This is a genomic window from Streptacidiphilus jeojiense, from assembly GCF_000719095.1.
Classification (GTDB): Bacteria; Actinomycetota; Actinomycetes; order Streptomycetales; family Streptomycetaceae; genus Streptacidiphilus; species Streptacidiphilus jeojiensis.
Genome location: NZ_JOEH01000038.1, coordinates 29,274 through 45,167 on the forward strand (window position 1 = coordinate 29,274; position 15,894 = coordinate 45,167).

The following is a 15,894-nucleotide window of genomic DNA, read 5'->3' on the forward strand; positions in this document are numbered from 1 at the left end:
CCGCCCTGAGGCTGCGTCAACCCCTGCAGCGGCCTCAGTCGAAGTGGACGAGGGCGGGCCACAGTTGCGCCCAGGTGCCGCGCGGCCGGCGGCAGACGTAGATCGCCGCGTGGTGGGTGGCCTCCTGGTTGTGCACCCCGTTCATCCGGATCGGGGCGACCTCGGTGACCTCGGCCCAGGCCTGGTGCAGCTGGTCGGGGGTGAACTCGCCCACGCACAGTGCGACGTCCGGGCGCCCCGGTGGCGGGCCCCAGATCGCGTAGCCGTTCTGCGCGCTGACGACCGGCCGGCGCAGGCCCTGCGCCGGGCCGAGGATCGTCAGGGCGCCCGCCTCGCCGTAGTTGCCGGTGAAGATCGGGGTTCCGGGCGGCAGCGCTGCGGCGGCCTGCCGCACCTGGTCGACCAAGCCGGGCCAGCCGTACGTCTCCAGCGCCGTCGGGTTGACCGCCCGGATGGCGTCGGCCGCGCCCACGGGCAGGACCGGCAGCCCGATCAGCACCGCGATCACTGCGGAGGCCACCAGCGGCCTGGCCGCCCTCCCCCATCCCCGGGACGGGTCCTGCCGCCACTGCGTCGACTCGACCCGCACCGCGCCCGCCGCGAAGAGCGCGGCCAGCGCGGGTGCCGGGTAGTACACCTTCCCTCCGCCAGCGGTGGACACCACCACCGTGACCACCGCGGCCACCAGCACCCAGCGGTGCTCGCGGCCGGCCGCCGACGCCAGCCGGCGCACACCGAGGACCGCCAGCGTCACGATGGGCGGGCCGGCCAGCACGACCAGCAGCGGCAGTTGGGCCAGGGAGCCGAGTTGGCCGCCCTGTTCGGCGGCGAGCGACCGGGCCATCCGCAGGTTCGGCCAGCCGTGCGCGGCGTCCCAGACCAGGTTCGGGGCGGCCAGCGCCACGGCGAGGAGCCCGGCGAGCCACGGCCCCGCGGTGCGCAGCGCCTCGCGCCGCAGCAGCGCCAGGCCGACCAGGATGCCGAGCAGCAGCACCCCCAGCGTGTCCTTGTTCTCCAGGCCGACGCCTGCGACCGCTCCGGCGGCCAGCCAGGACCAGGTGGTGCGCAGCCGCAGGGCCCGGGCGACCAGGACCAGCACGGCCACCCAGGCCACCTGGTCCACCACCGTCGTGCCGAACAGCAGCGAGGCGGCCACGAACACCGGGCAGGCCCCGATCGCAGCCGCGGTGATGATCTGCGCGCGGCGCCGGCCGCCGAACTCGGCCGCCAGCATCGGCGCGAGCAGGACGCAGCCGACCTGCATGGCCACCGCCAGCAGCCGCAGTGGCAGCACGCCGCCGGGAAGGGCTGCGGCGAGGCGGGCGAGCAGCGGGGTCAGCGGCGGCTGGTCGGCGTAGCCCCAGGCCAGGTGGCGGCCGCTGATCACGTAGTAGAACTCGTCGCGGTGCCAGCCGTACCGGGTGGCGACCGCCAGGTGCACCGCCGCCATGGCTGCGGCGACCAGCAGCACCGGGCGCCACGCCGTCGGCTCGCGGCCAGGTGTCGAGGGCGCGGGTATCGCGGGTAACGCGGATTCAGCGATCTCTGTCATGGCTTTCCTCGGTGGGCGGGGGGAAGGCGGCGACCAGCAGGTGGTGCACGGTTCGGCGGCAGTCGTCGTCGGTCAGCATCCGCGAGTCCGGGTCGCCGTGCCGGTGCATGGCGAACCAGGCGACGGTCTCGACGATGAACCGGGCGGCGACCTGCACATCGGGCACCGGGCGCAGCAGGCCGGCCGAGATCCGGTCGGTCAGGTAGGTGCCGATCTGTTCGACCATGGCGCGCCGGCGCTGCACGAAGTACCACTGGGCCAGTTCGGGCAGCTGCTCGGCGCAGCCCTCGACCAGTTGCAGTGCGGTCCGGTTCTGCTCGACGAAGGCGTACAGCTCGTCGACCACGGCGCCCAGCTCCGCCGCGGGCGACAGCCCGGACGGCCCGGACGAAGCCCTGGCCAGCAGCGGCAGTGCGGCCTGTTCGCCCGCCCAGGACTCGACCAGCGCGACGACTTCTTCGGCAGTCGGGGTCGGCACCGGCACCGCCATCCCGGCCACCGCGTCCGGCCGCAGCGACCGCACCAGTGCCAGGTGCAGCAGGGCCTGCTTGCTCTTCACATAGGTGTAGACCGCGCCGTGGCTGAGCCCGAGCGCGGCCGCGACATCGGAGATGCCCGCAGGGCGGAACCCCCGTTCCAGGAACACCCCCACCGCCGCGTCGGCGATCTCCTCCAACGGCCGTATCGGCACTCGTCCGCGCATGGGCCGATGATAGACTGACTCAGTCAGTCAATCAATGGTCGCGGGGCCGGGCAGGGGCCCGGGGCCGGTCAGTGCGGCAGAGCGGCGTGGCTCTCCAGGAACATGTCGACCTCGGCCGGGTCCTCCAGCGGCAGCGGGTAGACCAGCAGCCGGTCCACGCCGAGTTCCGCGTAGCGTCGTGCATTGTCCACATCCACCTCGACCGGGTTGATCTGCATGAAGTTGATCTCCAGCCGGCCCAGCCACGCCGGCCGGGACACCTCCGCCGCGGCCTTGCGCAGCCCGTCGAGGTGGGTGACCAGGTCCTGCGGGGAACTGCCGTTGCCGATCCAGCCGTGCCCCTTGGCGACGGCCCGCCGGTACGCGGCCGGACTGTGCCCGCCGATGACGATCCGCGGACCGCCCGGCTGCACCGGGCGCGGATGCGCGTCCACCCGCTGGAAGTCCGCATACCGTCCGTGGAAGGCCGGTTCCGGCTCATTCCACAGCTGCCGCATCGCGTCCAGGTACTCGTCGGTGCGGCCGCCGCGCTCGGAGAGCCGCACGCCCACCGCCGCCATCTCCGGCTCCAGATAGCCGGGCGCGACGCCGAGGAGCAGCCGGCCCCCTGACAGCACGTCCAGGGTTGCGGCCTGCTTGGCCAGCACCACCGGATTGCGTTGCGGCAGGATGAGGATCCCGGTGCCCAGCTCCATCCGCTCGGTCACCGCCGCGACGTAGGACAGGTGCACCAGCGGGTCGAGGATCGGGTCGGTGGGTGCCATCGGCGAGTCGGGCACCCGCGGGCTGGGCAGCACCACATGGTCCCCCACCCACCAGGAGCGGTAGCCCAACTCCTCCGCCCGGCGCGCCAGCCGGACCGTGTCGGTGGGCCCCAGCGTCGCCTTGGCACTCAGGCCGTACACACCCAGTTCCACGATCCCCTGCTTCCGTCGTTCCCTGCCCAGCGGCCTCAGTGGGGCCAATGTTCGGCGGGATCCTCCCGGCTGTCCAAGAGCAGTTGTGACAACCGATGGTTATGGATGCCGCGATCCGGGACGGTGGCCGTCCGGCCCCGCCGGGTTCAGCGGGGGGTGCGCAGCGGGCGGGGGCGGTCGGCGCCGGCGGGTTCGATCCGGTGGGACTGGACGTGTTCGAAGGCCAGTGTGGTCTGCACGTCCGCGACCTCGCGGCGGTCGGTGAGCCGGTCGATGACGAAGGCGTACACCCCGTTGACGTCCGGGACGGCGATGTGGATCAGGAAGTCATGAGCCCCGGAGGTGACGAACAGGCCGATGGTTTCCGGCAGTTGGGCTGCCCATTCGCGGAAGCCCTCGATGATCGGACGGGCCGGCGGCCGGATCCGGACCGAGATCAGCGCCTGGACGGGGCGCCCGGCGGCTTCGAGGTCCAGGGCCGCGTGATAGCCGGTGATGATGCCGTGCTCGCGCAGCAGCCTGACCCGCTCCAGCGAGGTGGAGGGAGAGACCCCTGCCTTGGCGGCCAGATCGCGGTTGGTCTGCCGTGCATCGTGCTGCAGTTCCCGCAGAATGGCGCGGTCCACTGAATCAAGTTCCATCATTCCTCCGATCATCCGCACAAAGTTCGGTGATTGATGAACCAGCCCGGATGTCTGTCTAGCGTATCGGGTCATGGATGCGCAGAAGAACGGAGCCCCTTCCATGTCCACTCCGCAGTTGTCCAGCGAGGACATCCGTACCGACCTGTCGACCCGGAAGGCGAAGCTCAAGTGGGTCATCGTCGTCGACCAGTCGCTGGCCGCCGGACGGCTGGTGAATGCCGCCGCCTGCATGGCCGCGGCCGTCGGCAAGGCCCTGCCCGACCTTGTCGGGCGCGACGGCGACGACGCCTCCGGCGTGCCCCACCCCGGCCTGCCTTGGGCGGGCTGCTCGATCCTGGCCGCCGACGCGGACACCCTCGGCACCCTGCGGACCGAAGCCGTGGCCAAGGGGGACGAGGTGCTGATCGTCGACATGCCCGATCTGGCGCAGACCTCACGCGTCTACGACGAGTACCTCGACCAGCTCGCCGGGAGCAAGACCGAGGACCTGACCTACTGCGCGATCAGCCTCGTCGGCCCCCGGAACAAGATCGACAAGCTGGTCCGCAGACTCCCCCTGCTCCGCTGACCCACACCTTCCGACGACTGTTTCACGTGCCGAGACGCTCGATTCGAGCTTGGACATCTGGATCCGCCGCATAATCGACGGTAGAGTCGTTCCTCTCGTCATCGGAGGAAGCAAGCGCCATGACCATGGACGACATCGACCGCGCCATCCTGCGGGAACTGCAGACGGACGGCCGCATCCCCTACGCGGAGCTCGGACCCAAGGTGGGCCTGTCGCCGTCGGCCGCGCGTCAGCGGCTGCAGCGGCTGATCGACACCAAGGCCGTCCAGGTCATCGGCGTCACCGACCCGATGGCCATGGGCGGCCAGTCGATGGCCCTGCTCGGCCTGCGCGTCGACGGCGACCCCCGGGCGGTGGCGGACGAGCTGGCGCGGCACCGGGAAGTCGTCTACTCCGTACTGACCGCCGGCTCCTTCGACCTGTTCACCGAGGTGGTCTGCGCACGGCCGCAGGAGCTGCTGGCCTTCATCAACGACGTGGTCCGGCCCGTGGAGGGGGTCACGGCGGTGGAGAGCTTCCCGTACTTCGGGATCCACACCCACCGATTCCTCTGGGAAGTGAACTGAGCACCACCTCAGGCACACCGATCCCTCCGCCCCGCTCCCCCACGCACACCAAGGACCACGGCATGTCCCCCGACGCCCCCACCAACGTCGACTTCTTCGCCCGCCAGGCGCTCCCCGTACCCCGGGTGACCGAGGATCAGGCCCGACTGATCGCCGCCTCCTCCTTCGGACTGACCGTCAGCGCCGAGTCGCTGGGCAGCCAGCAGGACGCCAACTTCCTGCTCCGCCACGAGGACGGAACCCCTGCCGCGGTGCTGAAGATCGCCAATCCGGCGTTCAGCAGGACCGAGACGGAGGCGCAGGACGAGGCCGCCGACCGGGTCGCCGCCCGGGCGGCCGAGCCGGGACTGCGGGCAGCCACCGTGCTGCGCGGCCCCGACGGCGCTCGGCGGACGGCGACGGTCGCCACCGAGGAGGGCGAGGCAGTCGCCCGACTGCTCCGCTACCTGTCCGGCGGAACCCTCTCCGGCCCCCGCCATCTCTCGCCCCCGGCAGTAGCGGCGATGGGCCGGATCGCAGGCAGCGTCAGCGTCGCACTGCGCGACTTCCGGCACCCGGGCATCGACCGCGTGCTGCAGTGGGACCTGCGCCACGCCGACCGCGTAGTCGCCCTGCTGAGCCCCTACATCCTTGAGCCGACTCGCAACAGCGCAGTGCTCGCCGCGACCGCTGAGGCCTGGTCACAGGTCACCGCGGTGTCCGACCGGCTCCCCCGCCAGGCCGTGCATCTGGACCTGACCGACGACAACCTGGTCCAGGCGGTGGACAGCCGCCTCCCCATGCCGGACGGCGTCATCGACTTCGGTGATCTGACCGACAGCTGGGCCGTCAGCGAACTCGCCATCTGTCTCTCCTCGCTGCTGCACCACGACGGCATGGAGCCGCACCACCTGCTGCCCGCCGTCCGCGCCTTCCACCGGCTTCGCCCGCTGACGCCGGAGGAGGTATCGGCGCTGTGGCCGCTGGTCGTGCTCCGCGCCGCCACCCTGGTGGCGAGCGGACGCCAGCAGGCCGCCGTGGACGGGGACAACGCCTATGCCCAGGGAGCGCTCGACCGCGAGTGGAAGATCTTCGAGCAGGCCACCAGCGTTCCTTCGGTCGTCATGACCGGCCTGATCGCCGACGCACTGGACCCACACCTGGACCGGGACCCGGACCTGGACCTGGACCGCCGGGCAACGCTCCCCGCCTTCACCCCGGCACACCCCCTGGTGCCGCAGGTGGACCCGGGGGACATCGACCCCCTCGACCTCTCCTGCGAGGCCGACGCCATGGACCGCGGCGCCTGGCTCGCCCCGGACGCCGAAGAGCGCCTCGCGGCAGCCCTGTTCGCCCGCGGCGCCACGGCCCTCGCCACCCGCTACGCCCAGCCCCGGCTGGCCGGCACACCCGTCCTGGCCGACACCTCACCGGCCACCGTCCCCACCGGCATCGACCTCAGGACTGCGCCGGCAGGACCACCCGTCACCCTGCACGCCCCCTGCGACGGAACCCTGCTGCTCGCGGCCCCGGGCCAGGCCACCCTCAGATTCCGATCCCACCTGCTGGACCTCTCCTGGTCCGCCGATCTGCCCGAACCCCAACTCCCGCTCCCGTTCCCCCGCCCCGGAACGCCGCTGCGTGCCGGCGACGAGCTGACGACCCTTCCGGCCGGCACCCGCATCCACCTGACGCTCCGCCAGGCCGACGCACCGCCCGTCCCCGCCCGGGTACGCCCCGAATACGCGGCCGGCTGGCTGGCGCTCACCACGGACCCCACTCCCCTGCTCGGGCTCCGACCCACGGCCGCACCGGAAGCACTGCCCGAACAACGCCAGTCGGAACAACGCCTGTTGGAACGACGGGAAAGCTCGTTCGCCACGGTCCAGGGGCACTACTACTCCGCCCCGCCCAGGATCGAACGGGGCTGGCGCCACCACCTGGCCTCCACCGAGGGCAGGTCGTACCTGGACATCGTCAACAACGTCGCCGCCGTCGGCCACGCCCACCCCCGCATCGAGGAGGCGGTCACCCGGCAGCTGCGGAGGCTGAACACCAACTCCCGCTTCCACTACTCCTCAGTGGTGGAGTTCTCCGAGCGCCTGGCCGGACTGCTGCCCGACCCGCTGGACACCGTGTTCCTGGTCAACTCCGGCTCCGAGGCGGTCGATCTGGCACTGCGGCTGGCCATCGGCGCGACCGGGCAGCACGACGTCGTCGCTCTGCGCGAGGCCTACCACGGCTGGACCTACGCCTCCGACGCCGTCTCGACCTCCATCGCGGACAACCCCAACGCGCTCACCAGCCGACCGGACTGGGTCCACACCCTGGACTCCCCCAACTCCTACCGGGGCCGCCACCGCGGCCCGCATGCCTCCCGCTACGCGCCCGAAGCGGTGCACGCCATCGCGGAGCTGGCCGCATCCGGTCGACCGCCGGGCGCCTTCCTCGCCGAGTCCTACTACGGCAACGCGGGCGGGGTCCCACTGCCCACCGGCTATCTCGCCGAGGTCTACGCCGAGGTACGACGCCACGGCGGTCTGGCCGTCGCGGACGAGATCCAGGTCGGCTACGGCCGGCTCGGCAACTGGTTCTGGGGGTTCGAGCAGCAGCAGGTGGTGCCCGACATCGTCTGCGTGGCCAAGGCCATCGGCAACGGCCACCCGCTCGGCGCGGTGGTCACCTCCAGGGCGATCGCCGAGCGCTACCGCGACCAGGGCTACTTCTTCTCCTCCACCGGCGGCAGCCCGGTCTCCAGCACCGTCGGCCTCACCGTCCTCGACATCCTCCGCGACGAGGACCTGCAGGGAAACGCCCTGCGCAGCGGAGCCCTGCTCAAATCCGGCCTGCAGGCCCTCGGCGAACGGCACCCCGTCGTCGGCACGGTCCACGGGTCCGGCCTCTACCTGGGACTGGAACTGGTCCGCGACCGGCAGTCGCTGGAACCGGCCACCGAGGAGACGGCCGAACTGTGCGACCGGATGCTCGAACTCGGAGTCGTGGTGCAGCCCACCGGCGACCACCTCAACATCCTCAAGATCAAGCCACCCCTGTGCATCGACGCGGCCGCCGTCACCTTCTTCACCGCCACCCTGGACCGCGCCCTGACCGAACTGGGTCACTGAGGAGAGCGCTCCTGCGCTGGGCCTAGGCGCGGGCCCGGCCGGTGGTGTGGTCCGGGCTGGGGTGGGGGGCGGTCAGGTCGAGCAGGATCATGGCGTCGTGGTCCGGGGTGCCGGGCTGGGCGACGTAGACGCCCAGGCGCTGGCCGGGGGTGCCTTCGAGTTGCATGCCCTGGAAGGCGAGGGTGATCTCACCGACCTGCGGGTGGTGGAAGGTCTTCGGCTTCTGCGCGTGGCTCGCGCGGGCCACGTCGTAGCGGTCCCAGAGCTTGGCGAAGTCAGGGCTCTTGAGCAGCAGTTCGCCGATGAGTCCGGCCAGGTCGGGGGCGTCGGGATCGGTGCCGGCCAGCGCCCGGAGCCGCGCGACGCAGCCGCGGATCTGGGTGGACCAGTCGGCGTACAGGTCGCGGGCCTGGGGGTGCAGGAACAGGTAGCGGGCCAGGTTGCGCTGGCGGACCGGCCACTTCTCGATGCCGGTGTACAGCGCGAGCGCGCCCGGGTTGGCGGCGAGCAGGTCCAGGGTGCGGCTGGTGACGTAGGCCGGGCTGGGGCGAAGGCTCTCCAGCAGCAGCTTGACCTTGGGGCTCACGGTGCGGCTGGGGGCGGCCGGGGGCACCGGCGGGTGGTGGGCGGCACGGATCGCCAGGGTACGCAGATGGCTCTGCTCGTCCTCGTCCAGCTTGAGAGCGCGGCCCAGGGCCTCGACGACGGCCAGGCTGGGGCGGGTCTCCCGGCCGCGTTCCAGCCGGGTGTAGTAGTCGATGCTCACCCCGGCCAGCGCCGCCACCTCCTCGCGGCGCAGCCCCGGGGTGCGTCGCACCCCCGCTCCGGGAGTGAAGCCGACCTCGGCCGGGGTGACCTGGGTGCGCCGGGCGCGCAGGAACCGGCCCAGTTCCGTGCCGCTGCTCTCGTGCTGCTGCCGTTCGGGTGCCATGCCACCAGTGTCGCCCGCGCGCGAGCTCCGCGCCGCAGGCCAGGGGGGCCGTAGCAGACCCCCCTTGGCGCTCCCGGGAAAAGCCCGCCCTGCCGCGTGGCCGCCGCGGCGGGCACGGTTTAGACAAGGAGCAGATCACCGATCCGCTCCACCGTCCGGCACCGCGCGAAGGCCCGTGCCCTTCGACGGTCACCACCCCGAGACGAAGGCACCGACCCATGAGCGACCAAGCCCCGACCCGCGCCCGGCAACTGCTCGGCGACACCGCGCCCGAGCTGGTGCGGCTGACCGACGAGGTGCTCTTCGGCCAGGTCTGGGCCGACCCCGGCCTGTCACCGCGGGACCGCAGCCTGGTCACGGTCGCCGCCCTGACCGCGCTGCACCGCCCCGAACAGCTCAACTCCCACCTGCGCCTGGCCCTGTCCAACGGCCTGGGCAAGGACGAGCTGGTGGCCGCGATCACACAGCTGGCCTTCTACGCCGGATGGCCCAACGCGATGTCCGCGATGACCCAGCTGAAGGCCATCACCGAGGAGTGAGGCGGCCACCGCCGCCGAGCAGATCCGTCGGCGACACGCCACCGGCACCCCGAGCCCCCACCCGCCGACCACCCAGAACCCACCCGAGGACAGGCACCATGCGCGCAACACTGCTCTACCAGGCCGGCGACGTCCGCGTCGAGGACGTCGCAGACCCCAAGATCCAGCAGCCCACCGACGCGGTCATCCGCATCGTCGCCGGCTGCGTCTGCGGCAGCGACCTGTGGCCCTACAAGTCCGCGCCGCTGACCGACAACCCCCGCCACATGGGCCACGAGTTCATCGGCGTGGTCGAGGACACCGGCGCCGAGGTGCGGACCGTCAAGGCGGGCGACCTGGTCGTGGTCCCGTTCACCTACTCGGACGGCACCTGCGAGAACTGCCGCCGCGGCCTGACCACCTCCTGCGTCCACGCGGGCCAGTGGGGCGTCGGCGGAGTCGACGGCGGCCAGGGCGAAGCCGCCCGCATCCCGTGGGCCGACGGCACCCTGGTCAAGCTCCCCGTCGGCGAGGACTCCGAACTGCTGCCCGACCTGCTCACCCTCTCCGACGTGCTGTGCACCGGCTACCACGCCGCCCGCACCGCCGGGGTGACGGCCGGCGACAGCGTCACCGTCATCGGCGACGGCGCGGTGGGCCTGTCCGCGGTCATCGCCTCCAAGCTGCTCGGCGCCGAACGCATCATCCTGATGGGCCGTCACACCCAGCGCACCGACCTCGGGCGGGAGTTCGGCGCCACCGACGTGGTCGCCGCACGCGGCCAGGACGGCGTCGCCGCCGTGCGCGAGCTGACCGGGGGCACCGGCACCGAGCGGGTGCTGGAGTGCGTCGGCCTCAAGGAGGCCCTGGTCCAGTCGGCCGGCGTGGTCCGCGACGGCGGCACCATCAGCCGGGTCGGCGCCCCGCAGTACCCCGAGGTGCCGTTCGGTTTCCCCGAGTTCATGCGCAACATCACCCTCACCGGCGGCGTAGCGCCCGCCCGCGCCTACATCGACGAACTGCTGCCGCACATCCTGAACGGCGAGATCCACCCCGGCCGGGTCTTCGACCGCACCGTGGCCCTGGACGACGCCGCCGAGGGCTACCGGCTGATGAACGACCGCGAGGCCCTCAAGGTCCTCATCCGCCCCTGACCCCGCACTTCACACTCCGCACGGCAAGGAAAGACAATGGAACGCATCACCTTCCAGAACAAGGGCAACACGGTTGTCGGCGACCTGTTCCAGCCGGACGGCTTCGAGCAGGGCACCCGGTACCCGGCGATCGTGATCACGCACCCGTTCGGTGCGGTCAAGGAGCAGGTCTCCACCACCTACGCGAAGCTGCTGTCCGCGCAGGGCTTCGTCACCCTGGTGTTCGACGCCTCGTACCAGGGTGAGAGCGGCGGCGAGCCGCACTTCTCCGAGTTCCCCTCGGCGCGCACGGAGGACATCCGCCGCGCGGTGGACTTCCTGAGCAACCACCCGGACGTGGACCCCGAGCGCATCGGCGCCCTGGGCATCTGCGCGGGCGGCGGCTACACGGTCAATGTGTCGCAGACCGAACTGCGGATCAAGGCCGTGGCGGGCGTGAGCACCTTCAACATCGGTGCCGCGCGCCGTGACGGCGTCGGCCCGCTGGGGGCGCAGACCGCGGAGTACCGCACCAGCCTGCTGGAGCGCTCGGGCGCGGCCCGCACCCGGGAAGCGGCCGGCGGCGAGGTCGAGATGTTCTCCCTGATCGCCGACAACCCCCGGTTCGACATGAACGACCTGTCGACGATCCCGATGATGTACCAGGAGGGCTACAGGTACTACTCGGAGATCGACCCGAACCCCCGCTTCATGGGCACGTTCGCCCTGTCCAGCCTCAGCCAGCAGATGGCGTTCTTCCCCTTCGAGGGGATCGAGCTGATCTCCCCGCGCCCGCTGCTGCTGATCGCCGGCTCCGAGGCCGACACCCTGTACTACAGCCAGGACGCGGTCGCGAAGGCGAAGGAGCCCAAGGAACTCCACGTCCTCGACGGCGCCTCCCACATCGACCTGTACTGGAACCCGGAGTACGTCCCGCAGGTCGCCGCCAAGCTCACCGAGTTCTTCGCCAAGCACCTCTGAACCACCCGGCGGCAGACGGTGGCGGCGTGCGGTGGAGTGCCGCCCGGGGTGTCCGGGCGGCACCCGCGGTCATGCGAGCGTGGCCGCAGCCTTCTTGATCAGGTCGGCGACGACTCCCGGCTGCGACACGTAGATCGCATGGCTACCGGGTGTCTCGGCGACGGTGGCGCCGATGCGCTGCGCCATCGACTCCTGCGCGGCGGGCGGGATCATCCGGTCGTCGGTGACGTGCAGGTACCAGCTGGGCTTCGCGTGCCAGGCGGCCTTGGTCACCGTGCCGCCGAGCGCGTCCAACCCCCACGGCACCTGCGAGTCGGCCATGAACGCCGCCTCCTGCGCGGGGACGTCGGCGGCGAACGAGTCGGAGAACCTGGCGCGGTCCAGGAAGAGGTAGCCGTTGACCGGCGGCAGGATGGGCGGCTGCGGCCCGTCGGTCGGGAACATGCCCAGAAGCGTGTTGACCGACTCGCCCTGGTCGGGGGCGAACGCCGTGACGTAGACGAGCGCCCCGACCTTGTCGTGGTTGCCGGCCTCGGTGATCACTGCGCCCCCGTACGAGTGGCCGACGAGCACGACCGGGCCGGTGGCACCGTCGAGCACGTCACGGGTGACGGCGACATCGTCGGCGAGCGACTTCGTCGGGTTCTGCACGATCCGCACGTCGAAGCCGTCGGTCGTCAGCGCGTCGTAGACTCCGCGCCATCCGGCACCGTCGACAAAACCGCCGTGGACGAGAACGATGGTTGCGCTCATGGCGTCTCCTTCCAGATCTGGTGGACGAGAGCGAACCTACGGACGTGCTGGACGCGGCGAATCCGTCAGATGACTGTCCTCGGTGGGCCGCTGGTCCGAAGCAGGTCCTTCGCGCCGGAGTCGACGGCCGCCCGGCCCAGTAGAGTCTGAGCGTGCCGGGTCGGGGGTCGAGTGTGTCGAACAGAGGTCTCGTGGGGCGTGCGCGCGAGCTGGGCGTGCTGCACGGCTTCATCGACACCGTGGAGGCGGACGGCGGCTCACTGCTCGTCGTCGGCGAGGCGGGCATGGGCAAGACGTCGCTCCTCGACGCCGCGACCTCCCACGCCGCGGAACTCGGCATACGGGTCCTGCGTGCGTCCGGCGTCGAGTTCGAGGCCGAGGTGAGCTTCGCGGGGCTCCACCAGCTGGTCGCTCCGCTGGCCGCCGAGCTGGCCGTGCTCCCGCCCGACTCCCGACGCGCGATCGGCGTCGCCGTGGGCCTCGCGGAGGGGCCCGCGCCCGACCGGCTCGCGCTGACCAACGCGCTGCTCTCTCTGCTCTCCGCCGCCGCCGACCGGGCCGCGCTGTTGCTGGTGGTCGACGACCTGCAGTGGCTCGACCGGGCGAGCGCCACCCTGTTCGGCATCCTCGCTCGGCGGCTCGGCGCCACGACCATCGGCCTGCTCGGAGTCGTGCGCACCGGTGAGGGCAGTGTGTTCGAGGACGCCGGACTCGCCGAGATCGCCATCGGACCGCTGGACGACGACGCCGCAGCGGTACTCCTCACCGAGGCGTTCCCCGAGCTGCCGCCCCGGGCCGCCCGACAGGTGCTCACCGAGGCCCAGGGCAACCCGCTGGCGCTGATCGAGCTTCCGGCGCACGTCGGCCCCGCCGCCGAGCCTCCGCTGGGCCGCACGCCGGTCGGCCGACGGCTGAAGCTGACCTTCGCCCGGCGGATCGACGCGCTCCCGGCCGAGACGCGTACCCAACTGCTGCTCGCGGCGCTCGACGGGACCGGCGAGCTGTTCCCGTCGATCTTCGCCGGTGAGCTGGAACCGGCCGAGCGTGCCCGGCTGATACGCATTCATCCGGTCACCCGCGGTGTCCAGTTCCGGCATCCGCTCACCCGTTCCGCGGTCGTCGAGCTGTCGACCGAGGAGGAACGGCGCGAGGCCCATCGGCAGCTGGCCGGACGGCATCCGGACGGCTCCGAGCGGCGGGCCTGGCATCTCGCGGAGGCTGCCTCTGGGCCGGACGAGCGGATCGCGCAGCTGCTGGAGGAGGCCGCGCTGAGGACGAAGGGGCGCGGCGACCCGGTCGGTGCCATCGGCCTACTGCTTCGCGCGGCCGAGCTGAGCCCTGAACCCGACGACCATCACCGCCGCGCCATGTTCGCGACCTACCTCGGCGCCGATGTCACCGGGGATCTCACCGACCCGCGGGCGCTCGTCGCCGAAAGCGGCGGGCAGGGCCCTTCGGTGGCCACCGCCGTCGCCGCCGCGGCCTACATGGTGAACAGCGGGGGTGACATCGACACCATCCACCGGCTGCTGCTCGGCGCGCTGCGCAAGGTCGGCCGGTCGAACGCGGCGTGGGACGCACCGCTCAGCGAGATCGTCTACGTCCTGCAGGCGAACTGCTCCTTCGGGTCCCGCACCGAGTTGGTGGACGACTACTGGGCCGCCCTCGATCGGCTCGATCTCGAGCTCCCGGAGGCCCTGGCCCTGCTCGGCAACACGTTCCTGGAGCCCGCGCGACGGGCGGGGCCCTCGCTCCGACCGCTCGACGAGGCCATCGCCGGCATCGGCGAGCAGGCCGATCACGCCCACGCCGTGCGGCTGGGCATCGCGGCGATGTACGTGGACCGGATCGCCGGATGCCGCAGCGCGCTGTGGCGGGTGATCGAGCACGGCCGCAGCGGCGGCGCGGTCGCGTCGGCGATCAAGGCGTTCGCGCTCCTGGGGTTCGACGGTGTACTCAGCGGCGACTGGGACGGTGTGCTCCAACTGGTCGACGAGGGGCTCACCTTCACGATCCGGCACGACTACCGACTGCTCGGCGGATTCCTGCAGTACGACCGGGCGATGGTCGCTGCCGCCCGCGGTGATCGCGAGACCGTCCGTCGTCTTGCCGACGGCCTGGTGGCCTGGGGGGCGCCGAACCGCATCGGCTTCGTGCTCCAACTGGCCGCCCATGCGAAGGCCGTCGACGCGCTGAGCAGCGGGGAGTTCGAGACCGCCTACCGTCACGCGGTCGAGATCTGCTCGCCCGTGACAGTGCCCGGCTACAAGCCCGCGGCACTGTGGGTCCTGCTCGACCTCGTCGAGGCGGCCGTCAGAGCCGGGCGGATGGCGGAGGCGCGAGCGCATGTCGCCGACATCCATCGGTCAGGAGTCGCCGACCTCTCACCCCGGCTCGCCCTGATCGCGGCCGGTGCGACCGGGATGACCGCGTCCGCCGCCTCGTTCCGCGAGGCGTTCGACACCGCGCTGGCGATCCCGGGAGCGAGCCGTTGGCCGTTCGCACAGGCGCGGATCCGACTTGCCTACGCCGAACGACTTCGCCGGGCCAAGTCCGCCTCAGCGGCCCGGCACCAGCTGACGATCGCCCTCGACACCTTCGAGCGACTCGGCGCCTCCCCTTGGGCGGCGCGGGTGCGCGCCGAGCTCCGCGCGAGCGGGGCACCCGCCGCCCACCCGGCCTCCGGGCCGGCCGCCCCGCTGACCCCGCAGGAGCGCGAGATCGCCGCGCTGGCCGCCGCCGGCCTGACGAACAAGCAGATCGGCGAACGGCTGTACCTCTCCCCCCGCACGGTGAGCTCCCACCTGTACCACCTGTTCCCCAAGCTCGGCATCAGTTCGCGAGCGGCACTCCGGGACGCGCTCGGCGAGTTGCCACCCCCGACGAGAGCCTGAGTCTGCTCCTAGCGCCAGTCAAGGAATACGTCTTCTCGTTATGAGAGTCGGCTTGCATGAAGGTGGTGGGCCGCCTATATTCATGAGAGCCAACCCTCACAACGGTGGCTCTCTCTTCTGGAGGTTCACATGACAGACGTATCCGTGACCGGCCCGGACGCCGGTGAGTCGATCCAGCTCGGCCCGACCGTGATGCGGATCCTGGAGGACGGCAGCACCACCAACCACCGCCTGGGCATCGGGGAGATCACTCTCGCCCCGCACACCGACGGACCGCCGCAGCACCGGCACGCACGGCACGACGAGGGCTTCTACGTCGTCTCCGGCGCGGCCCGGTTCACCGTCGGCGAGACCGACTACGACGCCCCCGCCGGAACGCTGGTCATGATCCCGCCCGGCGCCCCGCACACCTTCGCCAACCCGACCGACGGCGTCACGGTGCTGCTCAACACCTTCACCCCGGACCTGTACGTCAACTACTTCCGGGACCTGGGCGACATGATCGCCGGCGGCCGACCGCTCACCCCCGAGTCGACCGTCGAGGCGATGAGCCGCTACGCCACCGAGCCGGCCACCGACTTCGCCTGACCGCACGTACCTCCAGACCGCCCGCAGCAATGACCGAGGAGA

General features: G+C 71.7%; 14 protein-coding genes. 8 read left to right on the forward strand and 6 right to left on the reverse strand.

Translation table 11 applies throughout. The features are described 5' to 3' along the window. Nucleotides 1–34: 34 nt before the first annotated feature. From IF29_RS0136455 to IF29_RS0136470, 4 genes are all read right to left on the reverse strand, one after another. Complete coding sequence (locus IF29_RS0136455) at nt 35–1,552, reverse strand: glycosyltransferase family 39 protein (RefSeq protein WP_084715435.1); 1,518 nt, start codon at nt 1,550–1,552, stop codon at nt 35–37. Next, a complete protein-coding gene (locus IF29_RS0136460) occupies nt 1,536–2,255 on the reverse strand; it encodes a TetR/AcrR family transcriptional regulator (RefSeq protein WP_051726501.1) in 720 nt (239 codons plus the stop codon). Before IF29_RS0136460 ends, IF29_RS0136455 begins: the two co-directional genes overlap by 17 nt. 68 nt (nt 2,256–2,323) lie before the next feature. After that, entirely contained in the window at nt 2,324–3,172 is an 849-nt protein-coding gene (locus tag IF29_RS0136465; protein WP_030264895.1) for an LLM class F420-dependent oxidoreductase, read from the reverse strand. 146 nt (nt 3,173–3,318) lie between these two features. After that, complete coding sequence (locus tag IF29_RS0136470; RefSeq protein WP_380525065.1) at nt 3,319–3,798, reverse strand: Lrp/AsnC family transcriptional regulator; 480 nt, start codon at nt 3,796–3,798, stop codon at nt 3,319–3,321. A gap of 118 nt (nt 3,799–3,916) precedes the next feature. Here IF29_RS0136470 and IF29_RS0136475 point away from each other — a divergent pair, with 118 nt between their 5' ends. From IF29_RS0136475 to IF29_RS0136485, 3 genes are all read left to right on the forward strand, one after another. Next, nucleotides 3,917–4,384 (forward strand): DUF2000 domain-containing protein, encoded by a 468-nt coding sequence (locus tag IF29_RS0136475; protein WP_030264898.1) that lies wholly within the window; start codon nt 3,917–3,919, stop codon nt 4,382–4,384. 125 nt (nt 4,385–4,509) lie between these two features. Continuing rightward, a complete protein-coding gene (locus IF29_RS0136480; RefSeq protein ID WP_030264901.1) occupies nt 4,510–4,950 on the forward strand; it encodes an Lrp/AsnC family transcriptional regulator in 441 nt (146 codons plus the stop codon). A 62-nt stretch (nt 4,951–5,012) separates the two neighbouring features. After that, the gene (locus IF29_RS0136485) at nt 5,013–8,054 is read left to right on the forward strand and encodes an aminotransferase (protein WP_030264903.1); all 3,042 of its coding nucleotides are present in this window, start codon (nt 5,013–5,015) and stop codon (nt 8,052–8,054) included. Between the two features lie 22 nt (nt 8,055–8,076). Here the strand turns inward: IF29_RS0136485 and IF29_RS0136490 are convergent, their stop codons facing one another. Beyond that, the gene (locus IF29_RS0136490; protein WP_030264906.1) at nt 8,077–8,985 is read right to left on the reverse strand and encodes a helix-turn-helix transcriptional regulator; all 909 of its coding nucleotides are present in this window, start codon (nt 8,983–8,985) and stop codon (nt 8,077–8,079) included. A gap of 218 nt (nt 8,986–9,203) precedes the next feature. On the opposite strand from IF29_RS0136490, the gene IF29_RS0136495 reads away from it, so the two are divergent. From IF29_RS0136495 to IF29_RS0136505, 3 genes are all read left to right on the forward strand, one after another. Further along, a complete protein-coding gene (locus tag IF29_RS0136495) occupies nt 9,204–9,524 on the forward strand; it encodes a carboxymuconolactone decarboxylase family protein (protein WP_030264909.1) in 321 nt (106 codons plus the stop codon). 98 nt (nt 9,525–9,622) lie between these two features. Continuing rightward, the gene (locus IF29_RS0136500) at nt 9,623–10,657 is read left to right on the forward strand and encodes an alcohol dehydrogenase catalytic domain-containing protein (RefSeq protein ID WP_030264911.1); all 1,035 of its coding nucleotides are present in this window, start codon (nt 9,623–9,625) and stop codon (nt 10,655–10,657) included. Nucleotides 10,658–10,693: 36 nt separating this feature from the next. Further along, the gene (locus IF29_RS0136505) at nt 10,694–11,617 is read left to right on the forward strand and encodes an alpha/beta hydrolase (protein WP_037598018.1); all 924 of its coding nucleotides are present in this window, start codon (nt 10,694–10,696) and stop codon (nt 11,615–11,617) included. A 69-nt stretch (nt 11,618–11,686) separates the two neighbouring features. Here IF29_RS0136505 and IF29_RS0136510 read toward each other — a convergent pair whose 3' ends face one another. Continuing rightward, nucleotides 11,687–12,370: an alpha/beta fold hydrolase gene (locus IF29_RS0136510; protein ID WP_030264917.1), complete on the reverse strand. Its 684-nt coding sequence runs from the start codon at nt 12,368–12,370 to the stop codon at nt 11,687–11,689. 191 nt (nt 12,371–12,561) lie between these two features. On the opposite strand from IF29_RS0136510, the gene IF29_RS0136515 reads away from it, so the two are divergent. Together IF29_RS0136515 and IF29_RS0136520 are read left to right on the forward strand one after the other, a co-directional pair. Further along, nucleotides 12,562–15,264, forward strand: coding sequence for a helix-turn-helix transcriptional regulator (locus IF29_RS0136515; protein ID WP_232242759.1), 2,703 nt, complete (start codon nt 12,562–12,564; stop codon nt 15,262–15,264). A 129-nt stretch (nt 15,265–15,393) separates the two neighbouring features. Further along, nucleotides 15,394–15,852 (forward strand): cupin domain-containing protein, encoded by a 459-nt coding sequence (locus IF29_RS0136520; protein ID WP_030264922.1) that lies wholly within the window; start codon nt 15,394–15,396, stop codon nt 15,850–15,852. The last annotated feature ends 42 nt before the right edge of the window (nt 15,853–15,894 follow it).

What these genes read in the sequence shown, in the direction of transcription:
- IF29_RS0136505 (WP_037598018.1), top strand. Translation starts at nt 10,694, where the DNA reads ATGGAACGCATCACCTTCCAGAACAAGGGCAACACGGTTGTCGGCGAC.
- IF29_RS0136520 (WP_030264922.1), top strand. Translation starts at nt 15,394, where the DNA reads ATGACAGACGTATCCGTGACCGGCCCGGACGCCGGTGAGTCGATCCAG.
- IF29_RS0136485 (WP_030264903.1), top strand. Translation starts at nt 5,013, where the DNA reads ATGTCCCCCGACGCCCCCACCAACGTCGACTTCTTCGCCCGCCAGGCG.
- IF29_RS0136510 (WP_030264917.1), bottom strand. Translation starts at nt 12,370, where the DNA reads ATGAGCGCAACCATCGTTCTCGTCCACGGCGGTTTTGTCGACGGTGCC.
- IF29_RS0136460 (WP_051726501.1), bottom strand. Translation starts at nt 2,255, where the DNA reads ATGCGCGGACGAGTGCCGATACGGCCGTTGGAGGAGATCGCCGACGCG.
- IF29_RS0136480 (WP_030264901.1), top strand. Translation starts at nt 4,510, where the DNA reads ATGGACGACATCGACCGCGCCATCCTGCGGGAACTGCAGACGGACGGC.
- IF29_RS0136475 (WP_030264898.1), top strand. Translation starts at nt 3,917, where the DNA reads ATGTCCACTCCGCAGTTGTCCAGCGAGGACATCCGTACCGACCTGTCG.
- IF29_RS0136495 (WP_030264909.1), top strand. Translation starts at nt 9,204, where the DNA reads ATGAGCGACCAAGCCCCGACCCGCGCCCGGCAACTGCTCGGCGACACC.
- IF29_RS0136500 (WP_030264911.1), top strand. Translation starts at nt 9,623, where the DNA reads ATGCGCGCAACACTGCTCTACCAGGCCGGCGACGTCCGCGTCGAGGAC.
- IF29_RS0136490 (WP_030264906.1), bottom strand. Translation starts at nt 8,985, where the DNA reads ATGGCACCCGAACGGCAGCAGCACGAGAGCAGCGGCACGGAACTGGGC.
- IF29_RS0136455 (WP_084715435.1), bottom strand. Translation starts at nt 1,552, where the DNA reads ATGACAGAGATCGCTGAATCCGCGTTACCCGCGATACCCGCGCCCTCG.